We start from the raw sequence: 21,103 nt of genomic DNA, 5'->3' as shown, positions 1-21,103 counted from the left end.
GGGTGCCGGGGAGGCGTCAGCTGTCGGTCTTGGGCAGGCCGGGCGGGTTGATCTCGGAGGTCGGGACGGCCTCGTTCTCCAGGCCCCAGCGCTTGAGGACCTCGGTGTAGGTGCCGTTCTTGATGACCTCGTTGAGGGCCTCGTTGAACGCCTTGACCAGGCCGTTGTCCTTCTTGGTGGTGGCGGCGATCTTGCCGAGGACGGTGTCGCCGGCGCCGGAGTAGGTGCCGATGACCTCGGTCTCGCCGGTCTGCGCGGCGTGGAAGGCGCTGGCCGGGTTGGGGCCGAGCCAGGCGTCGATCCGGCCGGAGCCGAGGGCCAGGTAGTAGTCGGAGGCGTTCTGGTAGTACTTCACGTCCACCGGCTTGAGGCCGTTCTTGACGTCCTGGGCGCTCCAGTCGAGCAGCAGCTTCTCCTGGTTGGTGCCGGAGGCGACGCCGATGGTGTGGCCGGCCACGTCGGCCGGGCCCTTGACCTTCCAGCTGCCGCCCTTCTTGGCCTCGAAGCCGAGGATGTCGAGGCGGTAGGTGGCGAAGTCGTACTTCTCCTTGCGGGCCTCGGTGACGGTGACGTTGGTGATGCCCGCGTCGTACTTGCCGCTGTCCAGGCCGACGAAGACGTTCTCCCAGGAGACCGGGTTGATCTCGACCTTGAGGCCGAGCACGTCGCCGATCAGGTAGGCGATGTCGGGTTCGGTGCCGATCACCGTCTTGTCGTCGGTGGCGTAGAAGCCCAGCGGCGGGACGGTGCTGACGTTGGCCGCGACCTCCAGGGTGCCTCTTCGGCGGATCTCGTCCGGGACGAGGGCGGCGATCGCGTCGACCTTCGGGGTGGTGACCCGGTTCTGGTCGGGCGTCAGGTTGACCTTGACCCCGTTGGGCGCGGTGCCCTCCTTCTTGGCGCCGAGGTCCGCGGAGGCGTTGTCGGAGGAGCCGCAGGAGGAGAGCAGCAGGGCGGCGGCGAGGGCGGCGGCGGCCGGGACGAAGGTGCGGCGGGTCACGGACATGGGGGCAACTCCTTTGTTTCGTAAGGTGGTTCAGAGGACCTTGGCGAGGAAGGCGCGGGTCCGCTCGTGCTGCGGGTCGTCCAGCACCCGGGCGGGCGGGCCCTGTTCGACCACCACGCCGCCGTCCATGAACACCACGGTGTCGGCGACCTCGCGGGCGAAGCCGATCTCGTGGGTGACCACGATCATGGTGGTGCCGGTGCGGGCCAGGTCCTTGATCACGTCGAGGACCTCGCCGACCAGCTCGGGGTCGAGCGCGGAGGTCGGCTCGTCGAACAGCAGCACCTTGGGTTCCAGGGCGAGCGCCCGGGCGATGGCGACGCGCTGCTGCTGGCCGCCGGAGAGCCGGCGCGGGTACTCGTCGGCCTTGTCGGCGAGGCCGACCCGCTCCAGCAGTTCGCGGGCCCGGGCCCGGGCCTCGGCCTTGGGGACGCCGAGCGCGCCGACCGGGGCCTCGACCAGGTTCTCCAGCACGGTCAGGTGCGGGAACAGGTTGAAGTTCTGGAACACGAAGCCGAGCTTGGTGCGCTGCTTGAGCACCTCGCGCTCGGGCAGTTCGCGCAGCTTGTCGCCGACCCGCCGGTAGCCGATCAGCTCGCCGTCCACCCGGACGTGGCCCCGGTCGAGCTTCTCCAGGTGGTTGACCGCCCGCAGCAGGGTGGACTTGCCGGAGCCGGACGGGCCGAGCACCACCGTGACGGTGCCGGGGCGGACGTCGAGGTCGATGCCGCGCAGCACCTCCAGCCGTCCGAACCGCTTGTGCACGCCGCGTACTTCGACCATGGCCGTGGCGCCGTCGCCGCTCATGCCCGCTTCTCCTTGATCTCGGTGGCGGCGGCCCGCAGCCGCTGCCAGGGGGTGGGCGGCGCGGCGCGTCCGCTGCCGCGGGCGAAGTAGCGCTCGACCCAGTACTGGACGAGCGAGAGCCCGGTGGTCAGCAGCACGTACCAGACGGTGGCGACCATCAGCAGCGGCACCACCCGGCCGGTGCGGCCGTAGATCACCTGCACCTGGTAGAAGAGCTCGCCGATCGCCATCACGTAGACGATCGAGGTGCCCTTGAACAGCGAGATGACCTCGTTGGCGGCGTTCGGCAGGATGCCGCGCATGGCCTGCGGCAGCACGATCCGCCAGGCCTGCCGGAACCTCGGGATGCCGAGCGCGGCGGCCGCCTCGAGCTGTCCGGCGTCCACCGCGAGCACGCCGCCGCGGATGATCTCGGCGGCGTACGCGGCCTGGTGCAGGGCCAGGCCGAGGACGGCCGCGCCGAGCGCGCCGAGCAGGTCCATGGTGCCGAAGGAGACGAAGCTCGGGCCGAACGGGATGCCGATGCCGATCCGCTTGTACAGGTAGGCCAGGTTGAACCAGAAGACCAGCTGCACGATCAGCGGGATCGAGCGGAACGCCCACACGTACGTCCAGGCGATGGTGCGCAGGATCGGGCTGCCGGACAGCCGCAGCGCGGCGATCACCGCGCCCAGCGCGAAGCCCAGGACCGTGCCGTAGAGGGTGAGTTGGAGGGTGACGCCGACCGCGCGCAGGATGCTGTCGGAGAACACGAAGGCGCGGAAGGTCGGCCAGTCCCAGCCGGGGTTGACGGCCAGTCCGTGCAGGAACTGGGCGGTCAGCACCAGCGCGGCCAGGCCGGCCACCAGCCGCCACGGCCTGCGGTGCGGGACGATCGGCAACTCGGCGGTGTCGTCCACGGGTTGTCGGTCGGCGAGGGGGGTTTCGGGAGTCACGGCGGTCATCGGGGGCTCCGCGGTCAGGAGTGCTCGGGCGGGTTGATCTTCGACTCGGTGATCGCCGAGTCGGTGGTGCCCCACTTGGCGAGGATCTTCTGGTACGAGCCGTCCTTGATCAGCTCGTTGACGGCGGCCTGGAAGGCCGGGGTGAGCGGCGAACCCTTCTTGAACGCGAAGCCGACGTCGAGCCGGTGGTACTCGCCGAGGAAGCGGGTCTTGGAGCCGGGCTGGGCGGCCTGGTAGCGCAGGCCGTTGATGGTGGACATCACCACGTCCAGCCGGCCCTGCTGGAGGCCGGTGATCACGGCGCCGTTGTCGGAGAACGACTTGACCTCGTACGGCTTCTTGCCGGCCTGGGTGCAGACGTCCTTCTTGGCGTTCAGGGTGGCCTCGAAGGTGGTGCCCGCGCCGGTGCCGACGGTCAGGCCGCAGAGCTGGACCAGGTCGGTGACGCTGGTCAGCGCGGTGTTGTCGGAGCGCACCGCGAAGCCCTGGCCGTCGTCGATGTAGGTGACGAAGTCGGTGGTCTTCAGCCGGGCCTCGGTGACGCCGAAGTTGCCGGTGCCGACGTCGTACTTGCCGCTGCCGAGCGCGGGCAGGATGCTCTCGAACGCGGCGTCCTCGCGCTGCACGGTGATCCCGAGCACCTTGGCGACGCCGTTGACCAGGTCGACGTCCACCCCGGCGGGCTCGTGCTGGCCCTCCGGGTAGTACGCCGCGGGCGGGGCGGCGACCGTGCCGCCGAGCTTGACGGTGCCCGAGGCGCGGACCTCGGGGGGCAGCAGCGCGGCGATGGCCTCGTTCTTCGTCACCCCCGCCAGCGCGTCCTGGTTCGGCTGGACGCCGACCGGCGAGGCCTTCGCGGGGGCCGCCGGGTCGGAGCCGCAGCCCGCCAGCGCCAGGACGGCGACGGCGGCCAGTGCGGTGGCGGGGAGGTGGCGCTTCATCTGGAGGGTGCCTTTCCGGCCGCCGCGGCGGCGGCCAGGTCTTGCGCGAACGTGGTTCGTGCGTGCGGGAGTTGCAGGTGCTTCTCGAACGGCAGCGGCTTCAGCTCCGGGCGCGGCGCCCGAAGGTCGAACAGCGGGGTGTAGCCGGTCGCCAGGTAGAGCGCCTCGGCCTCGGGCTGGCGCGGGCCGGTGGTGAGGAAGATCCGCCGGTAGCCGGCCTGCCCGGCGGCGGCCTCCAGTTCGGCCAGGACCCGGCGGCCCAGGCCCTGGCGGCGGTGCGCGGCGGAGGTCCACATCCGCTTCAGCTCGGCGGTGCCCTCGTCCTGGTGCCGGCGGTAGGCGCCGCCGGCCACCGGTTCGCCGTCGCGCAGCAGCAGGAGCAGCAGGCCGTCCGGCGGGGTGAACTCCGCGGCGCCGTGCCGGTCCATCTCCTGCCGGCCCTCGGGGCCGTAGCGGGTGACGTACTCGTGGGTGAGTTCGCGGATCAGGGGGGCGGTGAGCGGGTCGCCGAGCACGGCCCGCGCCACGGTCAGCTCGCTCATGCCGCCGCGGCCCCGGCGGCCTTGGCGGCGTCGCGCTTGGCGACCTCCTCGCGGACGATCGGGATGACGTACCGGCCGAAGTCGATCGCGTCGTCGACGTGGTCGTAGCCGCGGGCGGAGAGGATGTCCACGCCGAGGTCGTAGTAGTCGAGCAGCGCCTGGGCGACCGTCTCGGGCGTGCCGACCAGGGCGTTGGAGTTGCCCGCGCCGCCGGTGGCGGCGGCGGTCGGGGTCCACAGCGCGCGGTCGTAGCGCTCGCCCGCCTCGGCGATCTCCAGCAGCCGCTGGGAGCCGGAGTTCTCCGGCTGGGCGCCGTTGGCCAGGCGGCGGCGGACCAGGTCGTTGCCCTCCCGGCGGGCCTTGATCGCGGCGACCGTGCGGTGCGCCTTCTCCCAGGCGAGTTCCTCGGTGGGCGCGATGATCGGCCGGAAGGCGACCTGGATCCGCGGGGTGTCGGTGCGCCCGGCGGCCGCGGCGGCGGCCTTGACCAGCTCGATCTGCTCGGCGGTGCGGGCCAGCGGCTCGCCCCACAGCGCGTAGATGTCGGCCTCGGCGCCGCCGGCGGCGAACGCGGCGGGCGAGGAGCCGCCGAAGGAGACGTCCGGCCGGGGCTGCTGGACCGGGAAGACGTCCGAGACGAAGTCGTTGAAGCGGTAGAACTCGCCCGCGTGGTCGAAGGGTTCGCGGCTGGTCCAGGCCTTCTTGACGATGCCGATGTACTCGCGGGTGCGGTCGTAGCGGCGGTCCTTGGGCAGGAAGTCGCCCTCGCGCTGCTGCTCGTGGTCGCTGCCGCCGGTGATGAAGTGCACGGTGAGCCGGCCGTCGCTGATCCGGTCCAGGGTGGCGAAGGTCTTGGCCGCGAAGGTCGGGTAGGAGACGTTCGGGCGGTGCGCCAGCAGGATCTGCAGCTTGTCGAGTTTGGCGGCGAGGTACGCGGCGGCGGCGGCGGGCTCGGGCGAGCCGGCGCCGTAGGCGAACAGCACCCGGTCCCAGCCGTGGTCCTCGTGGGCGCGGGCCAGGCGCAGCGTGTAGTCGCGGTCGAAGGCGTGGGTGGTGCGGGCGGTGGTCTCCGAACCGTCGCCGGTGGCGGCGATTCCGAGGAACTCGACGGGCATGGCAGGGCTCTTCCGGTCGGGTGGGAGCCGCGTCCGGGCAGGCCGGGGGACGCCCTGGCGGGCGGGGGCGGACGCGGGCGGCGGGTGGACGGACGGGGGCGTGCGGCGCGTGACGGGACGCCGGCTCAGGAGCGAGCGGGAACGCGGAGGAGGCGGCAGCGTGCGCCTGTTGGTCCGTCCGGACGGACGGCTTCCCGGACCGGTACTGGGCGACCGAGGGAGGACTCCCGGAGGGGAGGAGGGCCGGTCAGGCGGCCCGCTGCCGGGTCAGCCGCGACACGCCGCGGACCACACCCGACCGAAGTCGATGTGGCCGCGCGTCACCAGGGCGGGCTGTCCGGCTCTCATGTCGAACAGTTGAGCAGTGCCGCCGAGGGTCCGTCAACCTTTCCGCGCGGGACGAAACACCGGCGTCACACCCGCGTCCTTGACAGCCTCCGGACGCACACCCGTACGATCGAAGTGGAGCGAGTACTGCCCGGGCCCGGTCGAACTGCCGCCAGGCCCAGCCGCGTTGAGGGACGCGGCGCGCGTGAGTGACGGCATGCGGATACCGCCTGCCCCGCCGCCCGATGGAGCCCTCATGGCCTCGCCCGCCGTCCCGTCCGCCCGCGCCCGGTCCGCCGCGCCGCCGGACCCGACCGACCAGCCCCCCACCGGGACCGTCCCCGCCGAGCTGCCGATCGTGCCCCGCCGCCGCCCCGGGCGGTACCTGAGCGGCGGGCTGGCGCTGCTGGCCGCCGCCCTGCTGCTGCGCTCGCTGGCCGGCAACGCGGCCTTCGAGTGGTCGGTGGTCGGCAGCTACCTGACCGCCCCGTCGATCCTGCGCGGCCTGCTGCTGACGCTCTGGCTGACCGGCGCGGTGACCGCCCTCGGCTTCGCCCTGGGCACCGCCCTGGCGGTGGCCCGCCTGTCGGGCAACCCGGTTCTCCAGGCGCTGAGTTGGGGCTTCGTCTGGATCTTCCGGGCCACCCCGCTGCTGGTCCAGCTGCTGCTCTGGTTCAACATCGGGGCGCTGTACCCGAAGCTGTCGCTGAGCCTGCCGTTCGGCGGCGAGCTGTTCGCGGTGAAGACCGTCGACCTGCTCGGCCCGGTGCTCACCGCCCTGATCGGACTGACCCTGCACGAGGCCGCGTTCGCCGCCGAGGTGGTCCGCTCCGGCGTCCTGTCGGTCGACCAGGGCCAGCTGGAGGCGGCCGCCTCGCTGGGCCTGGGCCGCGGCCGGGTACTGCGCCGGATCGTGCTGCCGCAGGCGATGCGGGCGATCCTGCCGCCCGCCGGGAACATGCTGATCGGCACCCTCAAGGGCACCTCGATCATCAGCGTGCTGGCCGTCCACGACCTGCTGTTCTCCACCCAACTGGTCTACAACCAGACCTACCAGGTGATCCCGCTGCTGATGGTGGCCACCCTCTGGTACATCGCGGTGACCAGCGTGCTGTCCGTCGGCCAGTACTACCTGGAGCGGCACTTCGCCCGCGGCGCCACCCGGGCCGGGCTGCCGCCGACCCCGTGGCAGCGGGCCCGGGCCGTCTTCCGCCGCGCGGTCGGGCGGTGAGCGCGGTGCCCGTGCTGGTCGTCGTGGGAGCCGGTCCGCGGGGCACCGGCCTGCTGGAGCGGATAGCCGCCAACGCGCCCGAACTGCTGGGCCCCGGCGTGCGGTTGGACGTCCACCTGGTCGATCCGCACCCGCCCGGCGGGGGCCGGATCTGGCGCAACGCGCAGTCCCCGCTGCTGCGGATGAACTCGATGGCGGAGGACGTCACCATGTTCACCGACGAGCGCACCACCATGGACGGCCCGGTCCGCCCCGGCCCCTCGCTCGCCGAGTGGGCCACCGACCCGGCCGCCCACCCGCCGTACCTGCCGGAGGCCGACCCCGGCATCGCCGACGAACTGCGCACCCTGCTGCCCACCGACTTCCCGACCCGGCGCGCCCAGTCCGCCTACCTGGACTGGACGCTGCGCCGCGCCGCCGCCGAACTCCCGGAGAACGTACGGCTGTTCGTCCACCAGGACACCGCGCTGCGGATCACCGGCGACCCGGACGGCCCGCAGCGCGTCCACCTCTCCGACACCGTGCTGCTCGCCGACCGGGTGGTGCTCGCACTCGGCCACCTCGACTCCGCGCCCGGCCCCGACACCGCCGAGGCCCGCGGCTTCGCCGACCGGCACGGCCGCACCTACCTGCCGCCCGCGTTCACCGCCGACGCCGACCTGTCCGGCCTCGCCCCCGGCGAGCGGGTGGTGGTCCGCGGCCTCGGCCTGGCCTTCGTCGACCTGGTCGCGCTGCTCACCGAGGGCCGCGGCGGCCGCTTCACCCCGCGCCCGGGCGGCGGCCTGCGCTACCACCCCTCCGGCCGCGAACCCGTGCTGTACGCGGGCTCCCGGCGCGGCGTCCCGTACCACGCCAAGACCGGCTACCGGCTCCGCGGCCCGATCCCGCCGCTGCCCCGCTACTTCGGCCCCGACCTCGAACTCCCGGACGGTCCGGCCGAGTTCAAGCGCGACCTGTGGCCCGCCATGGCCAAGGAGATCGGCTTCGGCTACTACCACGAGCTCTTCCACGGCCACCCGGAGCGCACCGCCCTGCCCTGGGCCGAGTTCCTGGCCGGCTACGACCGCCACCCCTGGGACAGCCCCGAACGCGCCGCCCTGGTCGCCGCCGCCGTCCCCGACCCGGCCGACCGCCTCGACCTGGAACGGCTCGACCGCCCGCTGGCCGGCCTGCGCGTCGGCAGCCCCGCCGAACTCCAGCAGCACCTGCGCGCCCACCTGCGCGCCGACCTGGCCCGCCGCTCCGACCAGCGGCACAGCGCCGACCTCGGCGCCTTCTACGCCCTGCTCTCGCTGTACGGCCAGCTCGTCCACCTGCTGCCCGCCCACCCGCTCACCGCCCGCTCCACCGCCGCCGAACTCGACGGCTGGTGGACCGGCTTCTTCTCCTTCTACGCCTCCGGCCCGCCCGGCTTCCGCCTGGAGCAGCTGCTCGCCCTCTCCGACGCCGGGCTGCTGCACTTCCTCGGCCCCGACCTGCGGGTCGACCTCGACGAGCAGCACGGCACCTTCCGCGCCTCCTCCCCCGCCCTGCCCGGTCACCGGATCCACGGCACCGCCCTGGTCGACGCCTTCCTCCCCCGGCACGCCCTCGACCGCAGCAACGACCCGCTGCTGCGCCGGCTCCTGCACGAGGGCCGGATCGACGAGGAGCGGCTGGCCGACCCCGACGGCCACACCTACCGCTCCGGCCTGGTGCGCACCGACCCCGAGTCCCGGCTGCTCGACCCCGCCCTCGGCGGCCCGCACCCGCGCCGCACCGCGCTCGGCGCCCCCACCACCACCCGCGCCCCGGCCGCCTTCGCCCGCCCGCGCACCGACGCCCCGTCCTTCCGGCAGAACGACGCCGTCGCCCGCCGCCTGCTCACCGAACTCCAGAAGGAGGACTGAGGCCCGCGCTGCCGAATACCCGCCGCCGGGCACCCGCCGCTGCCGAACACCCGCCGTCGGACACCCACCGGCGTCGAACACCCGCACCGGATACGCTCGGAAGCACCCCGAGCCCTCCGGAGAGCCCGCCATGGCCAAGCAGCCCCCGCACCGCGACCCCGCCCAGGACGCGCCGCAGACCTCCCCGCCGGCGCACGCCGCCGCCGGGCTGCCCGCGATCGGGCACACCCTGCGGATGGCCGCCGACCAGATGTCGCCGGGGCGGGTGCTCGCCACCCTGCGCCGGGTCAACCAGCCGGGCGGCTTCGACTGCCCCGGCTGCGCCTGGCCCGAGCCGGACAAGCCGCACCTGGCCGAGTTCTGCGAGAACGGCGCCAAGGCCGTCGCCGAGGAGGCCACCGAGCGCCGGATCACCCCGGCCTTCTTCGCCGAGCACCCGGTCGCCGAACTCGCCGGGCGCTCCGGCTACTGGCTCGGCCAGCAGGGCCGGCTCACCACCCCGATGCTGCTGGACGCGGGCGCCGCCCACTACGCCCCGATCGGCTGGGACGACGCCTTCGCCCTGATCGCCGAGGAGCTGACCGCGCTCGGCTCGCCGGACGAGGCCGCCTTCTACACCTCCGGCCGCACCTCCAACGAGGCCGCCTTCGCGTACCAGCTGTTCGCCCGCCGGCTCGGCACCAACAACCTGCCCGACTGCTCCAACATGTGCCACGAGTCCTCGGGTTCGGCGCTCACCGAGACGCTCGGCGTCGGCAAGGGCAGCGTCTCGCTCAAGGACCTCTACCAGGCCGACCTGATCATCGTCGCGGGCCAGAACCCGGGCACCAACCACCCCCGGATGCTCTCCGCCCTGGAGCGCGCCAAGCGGGCCGGGGCGAAGATCGTCAGCGTCAATCCGCTGCCCGAGGCCGGGCTGGAGCGCTTCAAGAACCCGCAGACCCCGCGCGGCCTGGTCGGCGGCGGCACCAGGCTCACCGACCTGTTCCTGCAGATCCGGCTCGGCGGCGACCTCGCCCTGTTCCGCGCCCTCAACCACCTGCTGCTCACCACCCCCGGCGCGGTCGACGAGGCGTTCGTCGCCGAACACTGCGCCGGTTACCCGGAGTTCGCCGCCGAGGCCGCCGAGCTCGACCGGGACGCCACGCTGCGCGCCACCGGGCTGCCCTGGGAGCAGGTCGAGGATCTGCACCGCCTGGTGCTCTCCTCGAAGAAGATCATCGTCTGCTGGGCGATGGGCCTCACCCAGCACAAGCACTCCGTGCCCACCATCCGCGAGGTGGTCAACTTCCTGCTGCTGCGCGGCAACGTCGGCCGCCCCGGGGCCGGCGTCTGCCCGGTCCGCGGCCACAGCAACGTCCAGGGCGACCGCACCATGGGCATCTTCGAACGCCCCTCCGCCGCCTTCCTGGACGCCCTCGGCAAGGAGTTCGGCTTCGAGCCCCCGCGCCACCACGGCTTCGACACCGTCGACACCATCCGGGCCATGCGCGACGGCCGGGTCAAGGTGTTCTTCGCGATGGGCGGCAACTTCGTCTCGGCCGGCCCGGACACCGACACCACCGAGGCCGCGATGCGCCGCTGCCGGCTGACCGTGCACGTCTCCACCAAGCTGAACCGCTCGCACCTGGTCACCGGCGCCCGCGCCCTGATCCTGCCCACCCTGGGCCGCACCGACCGCGACCTCACCGCCGCCGGGCAGCAGTTCGTCAGCGTCGAGGACTCCATGGGCATGGTGCACGCCTCCCGCGGCGGCCTGCGCCCGCCCGCGCCCGGCCTGCTCTCCGAGGTCGCCATCGTGGCCCGGCTGGCCCGCGCCGCCCTCGGCCCCCAGGACCCCACCCCCTGGGAGGAGTTCGCCCTCGACTACGACCGCGTCCGCGAGCGGATCGCCCGGGTCGTCCCCGGCTTCGACGACTACAACACCAGGGTCCGCCGCCCCGGCGGCTTCGCCCTCCCGCACGCCCCGCGCGACACCCGCACCTTCCCCACCGCCACCGGGAAGGCCAACTTCACCGTCAACCCGCTGACCGCCCCCGAGGTCCCGCCGGGCCGACTGCTGCTCCAGACCCTGCGCTCGCACGACCAGTACAACACCACCGTCTACGGCCTGGACGACCGCTACCGGGGCATCACCGGCGGGCGCCGGGTGGTCCTGGTCAACCCCGCCGACGCCGCCGAACTCGGCCTGGCCGACGGCCGGTACGTCGACCTGGTCGGCGAGTGGAGCGACGGCGTCGAACGCCGGGCCCCGCACTTCCGGGTGGTGCACTACCCCGTCGCCCGCGGCGGCGCCGCCGCGTACTACCCCGAGACCAACGTGCTGGTCCCGCTGGACTCCACGGCCGACATCAGCAACACCCCGACCTCGAAGTCGGTCGTGGTCCGCCTCGAAGCCGAGTAGCCGAGGAGCCGAGCAGCGGGCCCGCCGGACCGGTCGGCGGGCCCCGCCGCTCCGGGCCTCAGCCCGCCGACCGGCTCCCGGACGGCGACACCGCGTCCGCCCCGCTCGGCGACCCCGACCCGGCGGGCGTCGTGAGGCCGCTGGGCGTGCCCGTCCCGCTCGGCCCGGCCGTCCCGCTCGGGGTGCCCGAGCCGCTCGGCGTCCCGGAGCCGCCGGGCGTCCCGGAACCGCTCGGCGTGCCGGAGCCGCTCGGCGTCCCCGAACCGCCGGGCGTGGCCGGGTCGGACGGCGTCGCGGGCGCGCTGGGCGTGCCGCCCGGCGCGGTGGGCGTGGTCGTCGGCGCGGGCGGCGTCGGCAGCGTCGAGGGCTTGGCGGGCTGGATCTTCACCGCGCCCAGCGGCACGTCCGGCACCTTCCAGGCGCCGCCCGCGTCGTCCGCCGCGTCGTTCCCGTCCGGGCGCACCGCGCCGAGGATCGGCATCGCGCCGATCTGCGAGACCTTCACCACGTCCCCGGTGTGCGGGGCCTGCACGATCAGCCCGCCGCCGATGTACATCCCGATGTGGGTGGCGCCGCCGAAGTAGACGATCAGGTCGCCGGGGCGGATCTGGTTCAGCGGGACGTGCTTGAGCTGCGCCCACTGCTCCTGGCTGGTGCGCGGGATGGGCAGCCCGGCGTGCAGCCAGGCCTGCGAGGTGAGGCCGGAGCAGTCGAACACGTCCGGCCCGGCGCCGCCCCACACGTAGTCCTTGCCGAGCTGCTGGAGCGCCCAGGCGACCGCCTTGCGGCCCGTCGCCGAGGGTGTCCGCTCGCCCTTGCCGAGCGCCCCGGAGGCCAGGAAGGCCAGCTGCGCCTCGTTGGCCTGCTGCTTCTCCAGCTCGGCCAGCTCGTCGCGCTGGGCACCGGTGAGCGAGCCGACCAGCTGCTCGACCTCGGCCAGCTTCCGGGCGACGTCGTCCTTCGCCTTCTCCTGCTCGGCGGCCAGCGCCTGCGACTGGGCGACGGCCTGCTCGGCGGCGGTGCGCAGCGCGGTCAGGGTGTCCCGGTCCGCCTTGAGGCGGTCCAGGAACTCCTTCTGCGAGTGCCCGGCGGAGTTCAGCAGCTCGGCGATCACCACGGCCTCGTACGGGTTCTCGGCCATCAGCAGCTCGGCGTACCCGGATATCTGGCTGTTGCGGTACTGCGCGGCGGCGAGCTGGGAGGCGAGGTCGCTGCCGGCGTCGACGGCGTCCTGCTGCCGGGCGGCCCGGTTGTTCAGGTCCTCGACGGTGGCCTGCTGCTCGGCGAGCTTGGCGACCGTGCCGTTGTACTGCTCGGTGGCGGTCTCGGCCTGCTGGTACAGGGCGTGCAGTTCGTCGAGCATCGGCCCGAGGGTGCGCTTGGCCTCGGCCAGCGGGTCGGACCCGGCGGAGACCGCAGGCGCGCCCGGCCCGGGCACGGCGTACGCCGCCGAGGAGAAGAACGGCAGGGTGAGCGCGGCGGCGGCGAGCACCGCTCCGCAGCGCAGCGCGGCGCGCACCCACGGCCTCAGGCCGGTCGATTCGGTCCGCTGCCCAGCCCCCATCGGCCGGCCCTCCCCAGATTGTCCGTCGGCGATCGGACCGATCCTGCCACGTGGAGGGGTGTTCGGGGCAGGTGCTTTCCGGACCGCCGGGTGAATTCTCATCCGGCGCGGGGTGTGAGAACGGTCTCACCGCGGGGTCGCGGTCTCCACCGGAACCCAACGCCCCGGCAACTCCCGGGCCACCGGGGGAACCAGGACTCCGCGCCCAGTTAACCTCCCGTTCACCGAGGCTCCTTACCTTCGCCGAGGACAGCAACGTCAGTCCGACCACTTCGACGATTGTTTGGGTATGGAACACATCACGTTCCTGGTGGCCGTTGTGATCATCACGGCGCTCGCCTTCGACTTCACCAACGGCTTCCACGACACCGCCAACGCGATGGCCACCTCCATCGCGACCGGCGCGCTCCGGCCCAAGGTCGCCGTCACGATCGCGGCGGTGCTCAACTTCGCCGGCGCCTTCCTCTCGGTGAAGGTCGCCACCACCATCTCGGGCGGCCTCGTCAACGAGAAGGCCGGACTGCAGCCCTCGATCATCTTCGCCGCCCTGGTCGGCGCGATCCTGTGGAACCTGCTGACCTGGCTCAAGGGCCTGCCCTCGTCCTCCTCGCACGCCCTGTACGGCGGCCTGATCGGCGCCACCGTGGTCGGGGTCGGCCTGCACGGGGTGAACTTCTCCACCGTGCTCTCCAAGATCCTGATCCCGGCGGTCGCCTCCCCGCTGGTGGCGGGCCTGGCCTCCTGGGGCGCCACCAAGCTGGCCTACCTGATCACCCGGGGCGCGCCGAAGGCGGGCACCGAGAAGGGCTTCCGCCGCGGGCAGGTCCTCTCCTCCTCGCTGATCTCGCTCGCGCACGGCACCAACGACGCGCAGAAGACCATGGGCATCATCACGCTGACCCTGGTCTCGGCCGGTGCCCTGCACAAGGGCGACGGCCCGCCGACCTGGGTGATCGCCAGCGCGGGCACGGCCATCGCGCTGGGCACCTACATGGGCGGCTGGCGGATCATCCGCTCGATGGGCTCCGGCCTGGCCGACATCCGGCCGCCGCAGGGCTTCGCCTCGGAGACCGCCGCCGCGACGGTGATCCTGACCTCCTCGCACATGGGCTACGGCCTGTCCACCACCCAGGTCTGCTCCGGCGGCATCATGGGCGCGGGCCTGGGCGGCCCGTCCGGCCGGCTGCGCTGGGGCATGGTGCGCCGGATGTTCTACACCTGGGGCCTGACCCTGCCGGCCGCCGCCGCGGTCTCCGGCCTGGCCGCGCTGGTGGCCGGCCGCGGTGACTGGGGCGTGGCCCTGGTCGGCCTGGTCCTGGTGCTGGGCGCCGGTTCGATGTGGCTGCTCTCGCGCCGCCAGCCGGTGCACGCCGGCAACGTGCACGGCGCGGACGTCGCCCCCGTCACCGAGGTGCCCGCCCCCGCCCCCACCGCCCCGACCACCCTCGCGGCCTGAGAGGAACCCCCGCCATGACCATCAAGTGGGCCGCACTGGCCGAGACCGCGGGCGTCAGCCTGCTCGTGACCGTCGCCGTGGTCGCCGTGTTCGCGCTCGGCAACCTCGCCCTCTCCCGCCGGGAGGCCATCCTCGCGGCGGGCACCGGCCGGGGCACGGCGGCGCTGGCCGCCGCGGGCGTCTGCTTCGCGGCCTGCGCGGCCGTGGTGCTGTACGGCATCTCGCTGATCGCCGCCAAGTAGCGCCGCACCCGCGCCCGTACACGCCGCACCCGGCCGTACGCACCGCACCGGCCGTACGCACCGCACCCGCCCGTGCGCACCGCACGGCGAAGGGCCCCCGCCGCACCGGCGGGGGCCCTTCTCGCATGTCGTCTCTCGGGTGTCGGCGGTCCGGCGGTCCGCCGGTCCGCCGGTCAGTCGGTCAGTCGGCGACCAGCTCCGCGGCCTTGGCCTCGGCGGGGGCGGCGGCCCGCTCCTCGTTGGAGGTGCGCAGCGGCACCTCGCGGATGAACAGCACCAGCAGGAAGCCGACCACCGCGAACGGCGCGGCGATCAGGAACACCGTGCCGACGCCGTGCCCGTACGCGTCGGTGATCAGCGGGACGATCTGCGCGGGCAGCTTCTTGAGGTCCGGGATGCCGTCGCCGCCCGCCCCGGCGGCCGGGATGCCGGCCTTGGCGAAGTTCTCCGCCGCGTAGCTGGCGACCTTGTTGCCGAGCAGCGCGCCGAGCGCGGAGACGCCCATCGCGCCGCCCATGGTGCGGAAGAAGGTGACCACCGAGCTGGCCGCGCCGAGCTCGTTGCGCGGCACCGTGTTCTGCACCGCGAGCACCAGGTTCTGGCTGGTCAGGCCGAGGCCGATGCCGGCCAGCAGCATGTAGAGGGCGAGCAGCGCGTACGAGGTGTCGGCCCGGGCGGTGCCCATCAGGCCGAGGCCGGTGGCGAGCAGCACGGTGCCGGCGACCAGGAAGCCCTTCCACTTGCCGTACTTGGTGATCAGCCGGCCGGCCACGGTGGAGGAGACCGCGAGGCCGAGGATCATCGGCAGGGTGAGCAGGCCGGCCTGGGTGGGCGACTTCTCCTTGGCGAGCTGGAAGTACTGGCCGAGGAAAGTGGTGGTGCCGTACATCCCGACGCCGACGAAGGCGCTGGCCAGCGCGGCGAGGGCGACGGTGCGGTGGCGGAACAGGTCGAGCGGGATCAGCGGCTCGGCGGCGCGCTTCTCGACCGCGACGAACAGGCCGGCCAGCGCCAGGCCGCCGAACACCATCACGAAGGTCTGCCAGGAGACCCAGTCGTAGTTCTTGCCGGCCAGCGAGATCCAGATCATCAGCAGGCTGACGGCGGCGGTGATCAGCGTCGCGCCCAGGTAGTCGATCTTCGGCTTGCGGGCCGGGGCCTCGGGAAGCTTGAGGGTGCGCTGCAGCACCAGGATGGCGACCAGGGCGAACGGGACGCCGACGTAGAAGCACCAGCGCCAGCCGAGCCAGGAGGTGTCCACGATGACGCCGCCGATCAGCGGGCCGCCGATGGTGGCGAGCGCGAAGACCGCGCCGAAGTAGCCGCTGTAGCGGCCGCGTTCGCGCGGCGGGACCATCGCGGCCAGGCAGATCTGGCCGAGCGCGATCACGCCGCCGGCGCCGATGCCCTGGAGCACCCGGCAGAAGATCAGCATGCCGATGCTCTGCGACAGGCCGGCCAGCGCCGAGGAGAACACGTAGATCACCATGGCGATCTGGACCAGCAGCTTCTTGCTGACCAGGTCGGAGAGCTTGCCCCAGAGCGGGGTGGCGGCGGTGATCGACAGCAGGGCGGCGGTGACCACCCAGGTGTACGCGGACTCGCCGCCGTGCAGGTCGGTGAGGATCCGCGGGAGCGCGTTGGAGACGACCGTGGAGGAGAGCACGGCCACGAACAGGCCGAGCAGCAGGCCCGAGAGGGCTTCGAGGACTTGGCGGTGGGACATCTGGACCTGCGGCGGTGCTTTGAGGGTCGTCGACATGCGGTTCCTTCGACTAAAAATTCGTTGCCTCAAGCAACTATACGCCGATAGTTGACTGAGGCAACTTTCTTCAAGCCCAAGTAAAGAAACCCTCCCGACCGGCCGCCCTCAGACCCCCTCGGTCAGCTCGTTGAACCGCTCCAGCAGCCGGGCGAACTGCTCCAGCTCGCCCAGCTCCCACCCGGACAGCGAGGCCCGGAACCGCGCCATCCGCACCTCCCGGGCCGCCGCGAACCGCCGCTCGCCCTCCTCGGTCAGCGAGACCAGCGAGGCCCGCCGGTCCAGCGGGTCGGTCTCCCGGCAGAGCAGGCCCAGCTCCTCGATCGCCCGGATCTGCCGGCTCACGGTGGCCTTGCCCACCCCGAAGTGCAGTCCGACGTCGGTCACCCGGGCCCGCCCGGACTCCCGGATGAACCCGAGCAGCACGTACGCCCCGGCCTCCAGCTCGGGGTGCACCAGGCGGGAGGTCTCCGCGGCCCGCGCCCGGCTGCGCCGGAACAGCGTCGCCACCTCGCGCTCGACCGCGAGGAACGCCAGTTCGGCGGGGTTCCGCCGGTCCAGGGGGTCACTCATGGCGCTCAGTATCGCGCAGCTCGCGCCTCCCCCGGCACGCAACTGTTTCATGATATGAAGTATCCGTTTTGACTTTTTTGCCGCATTCGAACCGCTATATAGAGGGAGACGCCCCGCCATGGCCCACACGGCAGAGCAGCGCAAGGGATTCCTCGGCGACCTCCGGGACGCGGTCACCCCCCGCGCGTTCTTCCTGGTGGTCGCCGTCCTGCTGCTCCAGCTCGGCTTCATCACCTCGTACGTGGGCGCGCTGCACCACCCGACGCCGCACGAGCTGTCCATCGCGGTGGTCGCCCCGCCCGAGGTCGCGCCCAAGCTGGTCGGCGCGCTGGAGTCCGTCCCGGACAGCGCGGTGCGCGCCTCCGCGCTGCCGGACGGCGACACCGCGCGGGAGCGGATCAAGGACCAGAAGGTCTACGCGGCCTGGGTGTTCGACCCGACCGGCACCGAGGACGCGCTGCTGGTCGCCGACGCCCGCGGCCCGGCCGCCGCCACCGCCGCGGAGGGCGTGGTCACCAAGCTGGCCGCCGCCCAGGGCCGGACCGTCGTGGTCGACGACACCATCCCGCTGGCCAAGGGCGACGCCGAGGGCCTGTCCGCCTTCTACCTGGTGGTCGGCTGGTGCGTGGGCGGCTACCTGGTCGCCTCGATCCTCGGGATCAGCGCCGGCTCCCGCCCGGCCAACACCGGTCGGGCGCTGCTGCGGCTGGGCACGCTGGCGCTGTACTCGGTCGCGGCGGGCCTCGGCGGCGCGCTGATCATCGGCCCGATCCTGCACGCGCTGCCCGGCTCGATCGCCGCGCTCACCGGGCTGGGCACCCTGGTGGTGTTCTCGGTCGGCGCCGTCACGATGGCCCTGGAGTGCCTGTTCGACGTGGTCGGCATCGGCCTGGCGGTGCTGCTCTTCGTGGTGCTGGGCAACCCCAGCGCGGGCGGCGTCTTCCCGCCGCCGCTGCTGCCCGCGTTCTGGCGGGCGATCGGCGAGTGGATCCCGAACGGGGCCGGCACCTCCGCGGCCCGCTCGATCGCCTACCTGGACTCCACCCACCTCACCGTGCCGTTCCTGGTGCTGGCGGCCTGGGCGGTGGGCGGCGTCGCGGTGACCTTCCTCGCGGTGGCCCGGCCGCCCCGGTTCGGCCGCCCCATCCCGGCCGAGGGGTGAGCCCGGCCGGGGCGGGGGTCAGACCCGCTCGGGCTCCCGCCCCGGCCGCCGCCGGTCCTCCGGCTCCCGTTCGGCCAGCTCGGTGAAGACGAAGCGGTTCATCGCCCAGAACCGGAACGCCATCGCCAGCAGGGTGCCGACGATCATCCCGCTGAAGAAGTCGGCGATCTCCTGCGCGAAGTGGCTCACGTCCGGCGTCCGGAGGTCGAACACGTACCGGGACGCCACCAGCGGGAGGTCGTTCACCCCCACCGCCAGCGCGCTCACCACGAAGAACCCGGCCGCCTCCCGCTTGCGCCCGACCGCGCGGAACGACCACTGCCGGTTCAGCACGTACGAGATCACCGTGGTGACCACGGTCGCGACGGTCAGCGCCAGCACCGGCTTGTTCTCCAGCACGGTGGTCTTCAGGCCGAAGTTGATCAGCATGGTGAGGAGGAAGCAGGTCCCTCCGACCACCAGGAACTTCACCAGCGTGCGGTGCTTGACCAGGAACGGCCGGTAGCGCTCCGGGACGGCGGCCAGCACGCGCTGCGTAGGGGACGGCATGCGGGCAGTCTCCCACCGGCGCCGCCCGGAGACCACCAGGGGCCCGCGGACGGGTCCGCGGGCCCCCGGTGGTGCCGGACGGGGCGTCAGGCCGCCGCCACCAGCACCTCGGCCGGCTCCAGGGCGAGCCGCAGCACCTCGCGGACGTCGGACACCGGGTGCACCGTCAGGCGCTCCAGCACCTCGGCGGGGACGTCGTCCAGGTCCGCCTCGTTGCGCTTCGGGATGATCACCGTGGTGATCCCGGAGCGGTCCGCGGCCAGCAGCTTCTGCTTGACGCCGCCGATCGGCAGCACCCGGCCGGTCAGCGACACCTCGCCGGTCATCGCCACGTCGGTGCGCACCTTGCGGCCGGACAGCAGCGAGGCCAGCGCCGTGGTCATGGTGATGCCCGCGCTCGGACCGTCCTTCGGCACCGCGCCGGCCGGCACGTGCAGGTGGATGCCCCGCTCGCGCAGCCCGGTCACCGGCAGCTCCAGCTCGGCGCCGCGCGAACGCAGGTAGGAGAGCGCGATGTGCGCGGACTCCTTCATCACGTCGCCCAGCTGGCCGGTCAGGGTCAGCCCGGTCGAGCCGGTCTCGGCGTCCGCCAGCGAGGCCTCGATGTAGAGGACGTCGCCGCCGGCCCCGGTGACCGCCAGCCCGGTGGCCACGCCCGGCACCGCCGTGCGGCGCTCGGCCGGCTCCTGGGCCGACTCCGGCACGTGGTGCGGCCGGCCCAGCAGGGCCCGCAGGTCGTCCGGGCCGACCGCGGCGGGCAGCTCGCGCTCGCCCAGCTCGACCTGGGCGGCGACCTTGCGCAGGATGCGCGCGATCGCCCGCTCCAGGTTCCGGACGCCCGCCTCCCGGGTGTACTCGGCGGCCAGCCTGCGCAGCGCCCGCTCGTCCACCGTCAGCTCGGCCTCGCCCAGGCCCGCCTTGGCCAGCTGGCGCGGCAGCAGGTGGTCGCGGGCGATGGCGACCTTCTCGTCCTCGGTGTAGCCGTCGAGGCGGACCAGGTCCATCCGGTCCAGCAGCGGCTCGGGGATGGCCTCCAGCACGTTCGCGGTGGCCAGGAACACCACGTCGGAGAGGTCGAGCTCGACCTCCAGGTAGTGGTCCCGGAAGGTGTGGTTCTGCGCCGGGTCCAGCACCTCCAGCAGGGCCGCCGCCGGGTCGCCCCGGTAGTCCGAGCCGACCTTGTCGATCTCGTCCAGCAGCACCACCGGGTTCATCGTCCCGGCCTCCTTGACCGCCCGGACGATCCGGCCCGGGATCGAGCCCACGTACGTCCGGCGGTGGCCGCGGATCTCCGCCTCGTCGCGCACGCCGCCGAGCGCGACCCGGACGAAGGACCGGCCCATCGCCTTCGCCACCGACTCGCCCAGCGAGGTCTTGCCCACGCCGGGCGGCCCGACCAGCGCCAGCACCGCACCTCCCCGGCGTCCGCCGATCTGCCCGAGGCCCTGGTCGGCCCGGCGCTTGCGGACGGCCAGGTACTCGACGATCCGGTCCTTCACGTCCGCCAGGCCGGTGTGGTCCGCGTCCAGCACGGCGCGGGCCCCGGCGATGTCGTACGCGTCCTCGGAGCGCTCGTTCCACGGCAGTTCGAGCACGGTGTCCAGCCAGGTGCGGATCCAGGAGCCCTCGGGCGACTGGTCGCTGGAGCGCTCCAGCTTGTCGACCTCCTTGAGCGCGGCCTCCCGGACCTTCCCGGGCAGCGCGGCGGCCTCGACCCGGGCCCGGTAGTCGTCCTCCTCGGAGTCCGTCCCGCCGTTCAGCTCGGCCAGCTCCTTGCGGACCGCCTCCAGCTGGCGCCGCAGCAGGAACTCCTTCTGCTGCTTGGCCACGCCCTCCTCGACGTCCTTGCGGATGGTGTCGTTGACCTCCTCCTCCGCGAGGTGCTCGCGCAGCAGGCCCAGCGCGTACTCCAGCCGGGCCGGGCGGTCCGCCTCCAGCAGCACCTTGAGCTTCTGCTCGGCGGTCGCGAACGGCGCGTAGCCGATGTGGTCGGCCAGCTCGCCGACGTCCTCGATCGCGGCCACCCGGTCGACGATCTGCCAGGCGCCGCGACGGCGCAGCCACTGCGTCGACAGCGCCTTGTACTCCTTGACCAGCTCGGCCGCCCGCCCCGCCACCGGCAGCCCCTGGTCCGACTCCTTGAACGGCGTGGTCTCCACCCAGAGCGCGGCCCCGGGCCCGGTCGTCCCGGCGCCGATCCGCACCCGGCGCACGGCCCGCACCAGCGCCGCCGGGTCGCCGTCCGCCAGCCGCCCGACCTGCTCGACCGTCGCCAGCGCGCCCACCGCCGCGTACGACCCGTCCAGCCGCGGCACCAGCAGCACCTGCGGCTTGCCCCCGCCGCTCCCGGCCCGCGCCGCCTCCACGGCGGCCCGCACCTCGGGATTCGAGAGCTCCAACGGAACCACCATGCCGGGAAGCACTACCTCGTCGTCGAGCGGCAGCACGGGCAGGGTGAGTGGAACGGACGTCGATGCCATGATCTCTCCCCAGTCAGTGAAGTTGAGCTGACCTGACTAAGGTTCGGTGCACCGCGATTGTTCCCCACCCGCTGTTCACCGTCAGTGAACGCAGCGCGAGAACCCCGCA

At 73.3% G+C, this 21,103-nt stretch carries 17 protein-coding genes; 6 read left to right on the top strand and 11 right to left on the bottom strand.

The features are described from left to right. Positions 1-16: 16 nt before the first annotated feature. The 6 genes from ACIQVD_RS06895 to ACIQVD_RS06870 are packed head-to-tail and all read right to left on the bottom strand — an operon-like array spanning position 17 to position 5,355. A complete protein-coding gene (locus ACIQVD_RS06895; protein ID WP_400681836.1) occupies positions 17-1,006 on the bottom strand; it encodes an ABC transporter substrate-binding protein in 990 nt (329 codons plus the stop codon). A gap of 30 nt (positions 1,007-1,036) precedes the next feature. After that, the gene (locus tag ACIQVD_RS06890) at positions 1,037-1,813 is read right to left on the bottom strand and encodes an amino acid ABC transporter ATP-binding protein (RefSeq protein ID WP_400681838.1); all 777 of its coding nucleotides are present in this window, start codon (positions 1,811-1,813) and stop codon (positions 1,037-1,039) included. Continuing rightward, entirely contained in the window at positions 1,810-2,757 is a 948-nt protein-coding gene (locus ACIQVD_RS06885) for an amino acid ABC transporter permease (protein WP_400681840.1), read from the bottom strand. Before ACIQVD_RS06885 ends, ACIQVD_RS06890 begins: the two co-directional genes overlap by 4 nt. A gap of 14 nt (positions 2,758-2,771) precedes the next feature. Further along, positions 2,772-3,698 (bottom strand): ABC transporter substrate-binding protein, encoded by a 927-nt coding sequence (locus ACIQVD_RS06880; RefSeq protein WP_400681841.1) that lies wholly within the window; start codon positions 3,696-3,698, stop codon positions 2,772-2,774. After that, positions 3,695-4,240 (bottom strand): GNAT family N-acetyltransferase, encoded by a 546-nt coding sequence (locus tag ACIQVD_RS06875; protein ID WP_111554225.1) that lies wholly within the window; start codon positions 4,238-4,240, stop codon positions 3,695-3,697. The genes ACIQVD_RS06880 and ACIQVD_RS06875 overlap by 4 nt, the downstream gene beginning before the upstream one ends. Beyond that, positions 4,237-5,355, bottom strand: coding sequence for an LLM class flavin-dependent oxidoreductase (locus ACIQVD_RS06870; RefSeq protein WP_400681844.1), 1,119 nt, complete (start codon positions 5,353-5,355; stop codon positions 4,237-4,239). The genes ACIQVD_RS06875 and ACIQVD_RS06870 overlap by 4 nt, the downstream gene beginning before the upstream one ends. 583 nt (positions 5,356-5,938) lie before the next feature. Here ACIQVD_RS06870 and ACIQVD_RS06865 point away from each other — a divergent pair. The 3 genes from ACIQVD_RS06865 (at position 5,939) to ACIQVD_RS06855 (ending at position 11,206) form a co-directional block, all read left to right on the top strand. After that, entirely contained in the window at positions 5,939-6,913 is a 975-nt protein-coding gene (locus ACIQVD_RS06865) for an amino acid ABC transporter permease (RefSeq protein ID WP_400681846.1), read from the top strand. Continuing rightward, positions 6,910-8,802 (top strand): FAD/NAD(P)-binding protein, encoded by a 1,893-nt coding sequence (locus ACIQVD_RS06860; RefSeq protein WP_402286496.1) that lies wholly within the window; start codon positions 6,910-6,912, stop codon positions 8,800-8,802. The genes ACIQVD_RS06865 and ACIQVD_RS06860 overlap by 4 nt, the downstream gene beginning before the upstream one ends. A 130-nt stretch (positions 8,803-8,932) precedes the next feature. Further along, positions 8,933-11,206, top strand: a complete 2,274-nt coding sequence (locus ACIQVD_RS06855) for an FdhF/YdeP family oxidoreductase (protein WP_402286493.1) — start codon at positions 8,933-8,935, stop codon at positions 11,204-11,206. A gap of 58 nt (positions 11,207-11,264) precedes the next feature. Here the strand turns inward: ACIQVD_RS06855 and ACIQVD_RS06850 are convergent, their stop codons facing one another. Next, positions 11,265-12,770: an NlpC/P60 family protein gene (locus tag ACIQVD_RS06850; protein ID WP_402286491.1), complete on the bottom strand. Its 1,506-nt coding sequence runs from the start codon at positions 12,768-12,770 to the stop codon at positions 11,265-11,267. Between the two features lie 289 nt (positions 12,771-13,059). Between ACIQVD_RS06850 and ACIQVD_RS06845 the strand changes: the two genes are divergently transcribed. Then, a complete protein-coding gene (locus ACIQVD_RS06845; RefSeq protein ID WP_400681855.1) occupies positions 13,060-14,226 on the top strand; it encodes an anion permease in 1,167 nt (388 codons plus the stop codon). Between the two features lie 14 nt (positions 14,227-14,240). Continuing rightward, complete coding sequence (locus tag ACIQVD_RS06840; protein WP_402286488.1) at positions 14,241-14,468, top strand: hypothetical protein; 228 nt, start codon at positions 14,241-14,243, stop codon at positions 14,466-14,468. 181 nt (positions 14,469-14,649) lie between these two features. Here ACIQVD_RS06840 and ACIQVD_RS06835 read toward each other — a convergent pair whose 3' ends face one another. Together ACIQVD_RS06835 and ACIQVD_RS06830 are read right to left on the bottom strand one after the other, a co-directional pair. Beyond that, entirely contained in the window at positions 14,650-16,230 is a 1,581-nt protein-coding gene (locus tag ACIQVD_RS06835; protein WP_100836384.1) for an MDR family MFS transporter, read from the bottom strand. 108 nt (positions 16,231-16,338) lie between these two features. Continuing rightward, complete coding sequence (locus ACIQVD_RS06830) at positions 16,339-16,803, bottom strand: MarR family winged helix-turn-helix transcriptional regulator (RefSeq protein WP_400681859.1); 465 nt, start codon at positions 16,801-16,803, stop codon at positions 16,339-16,341. 118 nt (positions 16,804-16,921) lie between these two features. On the opposite strand from ACIQVD_RS06830, the gene ACIQVD_RS06825 reads away from it, so the two are divergent. Beyond that, on the top strand, positions 16,922-17,965 hold the full coding sequence (locus ACIQVD_RS06825; RefSeq protein ID WP_400681862.1) for a DUF3533 domain-containing protein: 1,044 nt from the start codon (positions 16,922-16,924) through the stop codon (positions 17,963-17,965). A gap of 18 nt (positions 17,966-17,983) precedes the next feature. On the opposite strand, the gene ACIQVD_RS06820 is transcribed toward ACIQVD_RS06825, so the two are convergent. Beyond that, entirely contained in the window at positions 17,984-18,514 is a 531-nt protein-coding gene (locus tag ACIQVD_RS06820) for a GtrA family protein (RefSeq protein WP_402286484.1), read from the bottom strand. 86 nt (positions 18,515-18,600) lie between these two features. Next, on the bottom strand, positions 18,601-20,994 hold the full coding sequence (gene lon, locus ACIQVD_RS06815; RefSeq protein WP_402286482.1) for an endopeptidase La: 2,394 nt from the start codon (positions 20,992-20,994) through the stop codon (positions 18,601-18,603). Positions 20,995-21,103 lie beyond the last annotated feature (109 nt).

It is taken from the genome of Kitasatospora sp. NPDC090308, from assembly GCF_044769485.1.
Lineage (GTDB): Bacteria > Actinomycetota > Actinomycetes > Streptomycetales > Streptomycetaceae > Kitasatospora > Kitasatospora fiedleri.
Note: the sequence above shows the minus strand (reverse complement) of the source record. Positions and strands in the feature narration are given on the sequence as shown.

Excerpts from the sequence above, each read along its gene's own strand:
- ACIQVD_RS06885 (WP_400681840.1), bottom strand. The coding sequence starts at position 2,757 with ATGACCGCCGTGACTCCCGAAACCCCCCTCGCCGACCGACAACCCGTG.
- ACIQVD_RS06855 (WP_402286493.1), top strand. The coding sequence starts at position 8,933 with ATGGCCAAGCAGCCCCCGCACCGCGACCCCGCCCAGGACGCGCCGCAG.
- ACIQVD_RS06880 (WP_400681841.1), bottom strand. The coding sequence starts at position 3,698 with ATGAAGCGCCACCTCCCCGCCACCGCACTGGCCGCCGTCGCCGTCCTG.
- ACIQVD_RS06865 (WP_400681846.1), top strand. The coding sequence starts at position 5,939 with ATGGCCTCGCCCGCCGTCCCGTCCGCCCGCGCCCGGTCCGCCGCGCCG.
- ACIQVD_RS06895 (WP_400681836.1), bottom strand. The coding sequence starts at position 1,006 with ATGTCCGTGACCCGCCGCACCTTCGTCCCGGCCGCCGCCGCCCTCGCC.
- ACIQVD_RS06870 (WP_400681844.1), bottom strand. The coding sequence starts at position 5,355 with ATGCCCGTCGAGTTCCTCGGAATCGCCGCCACCGGCGACGGTTCGGAG.
- ACIQVD_RS06890 (WP_400681838.1), bottom strand. The coding sequence starts at position 1,813 with ATGAGCGGCGACGGCGCCACGGCCATGGTCGAAGTACGCGGCGTGCAC.
- lon (WP_402286482.1), bottom strand. The coding sequence starts at position 20,994 with ATGGCATCGACGTCCGTTCCACTCACCCTGCCCGTGCTGCCGCTCGAC.
- ACIQVD_RS06840 (WP_402286488.1), top strand. The coding sequence starts at position 14,241 with ATGACCATCAAGTGGGCCGCACTGGCCGAGACCGCGGGCGTCAGCCTG.
- ACIQVD_RS06850 (WP_402286491.1), bottom strand. The coding sequence starts at position 12,770 with ATGGGGGCTGGGCAGCGGACCGAATCGACCGGCCTGAGGCCGTGGGTG.
- ACIQVD_RS06835 (WP_100836384.1), bottom strand. The coding sequence starts at position 16,230 with ATGTCGACGACCCTCAAAGCACCGCCGCAGGTCCAGATGTCCCACCGC.
- ACIQVD_RS06875 (WP_111554225.1), bottom strand. The coding sequence starts at position 4,240 with ATGAGCGAGCTGACCGTGGCGCGGGCCGTGCTCGGCGACCCGCTCACC.
- ACIQVD_RS06830 (WP_400681859.1), bottom strand. The coding sequence starts at position 16,803 with ATGAGTGACCCCCTGGACCGGCGGAACCCCGCCGAACTGGCGTTCCTC.
- ACIQVD_RS06845 (WP_400681855.1), top strand. The coding sequence starts at position 13,060 with ATGGAACACATCACGTTCCTGGTGGCCGTTGTGATCATCACGGCGCTC.
- ACIQVD_RS06825 (WP_400681862.1), top strand. The coding sequence starts at position 16,922 with ATGGCCCACACGGCAGAGCAGCGCAAGGGATTCCTCGGCGACCTCCGG.
- ACIQVD_RS06820 (WP_402286484.1), bottom strand. The coding sequence starts at position 18,514 with ATGCCGTCCCCTACGCAGCGCGTGCTGGCCGCCGTCCCGGAGCGCTAC.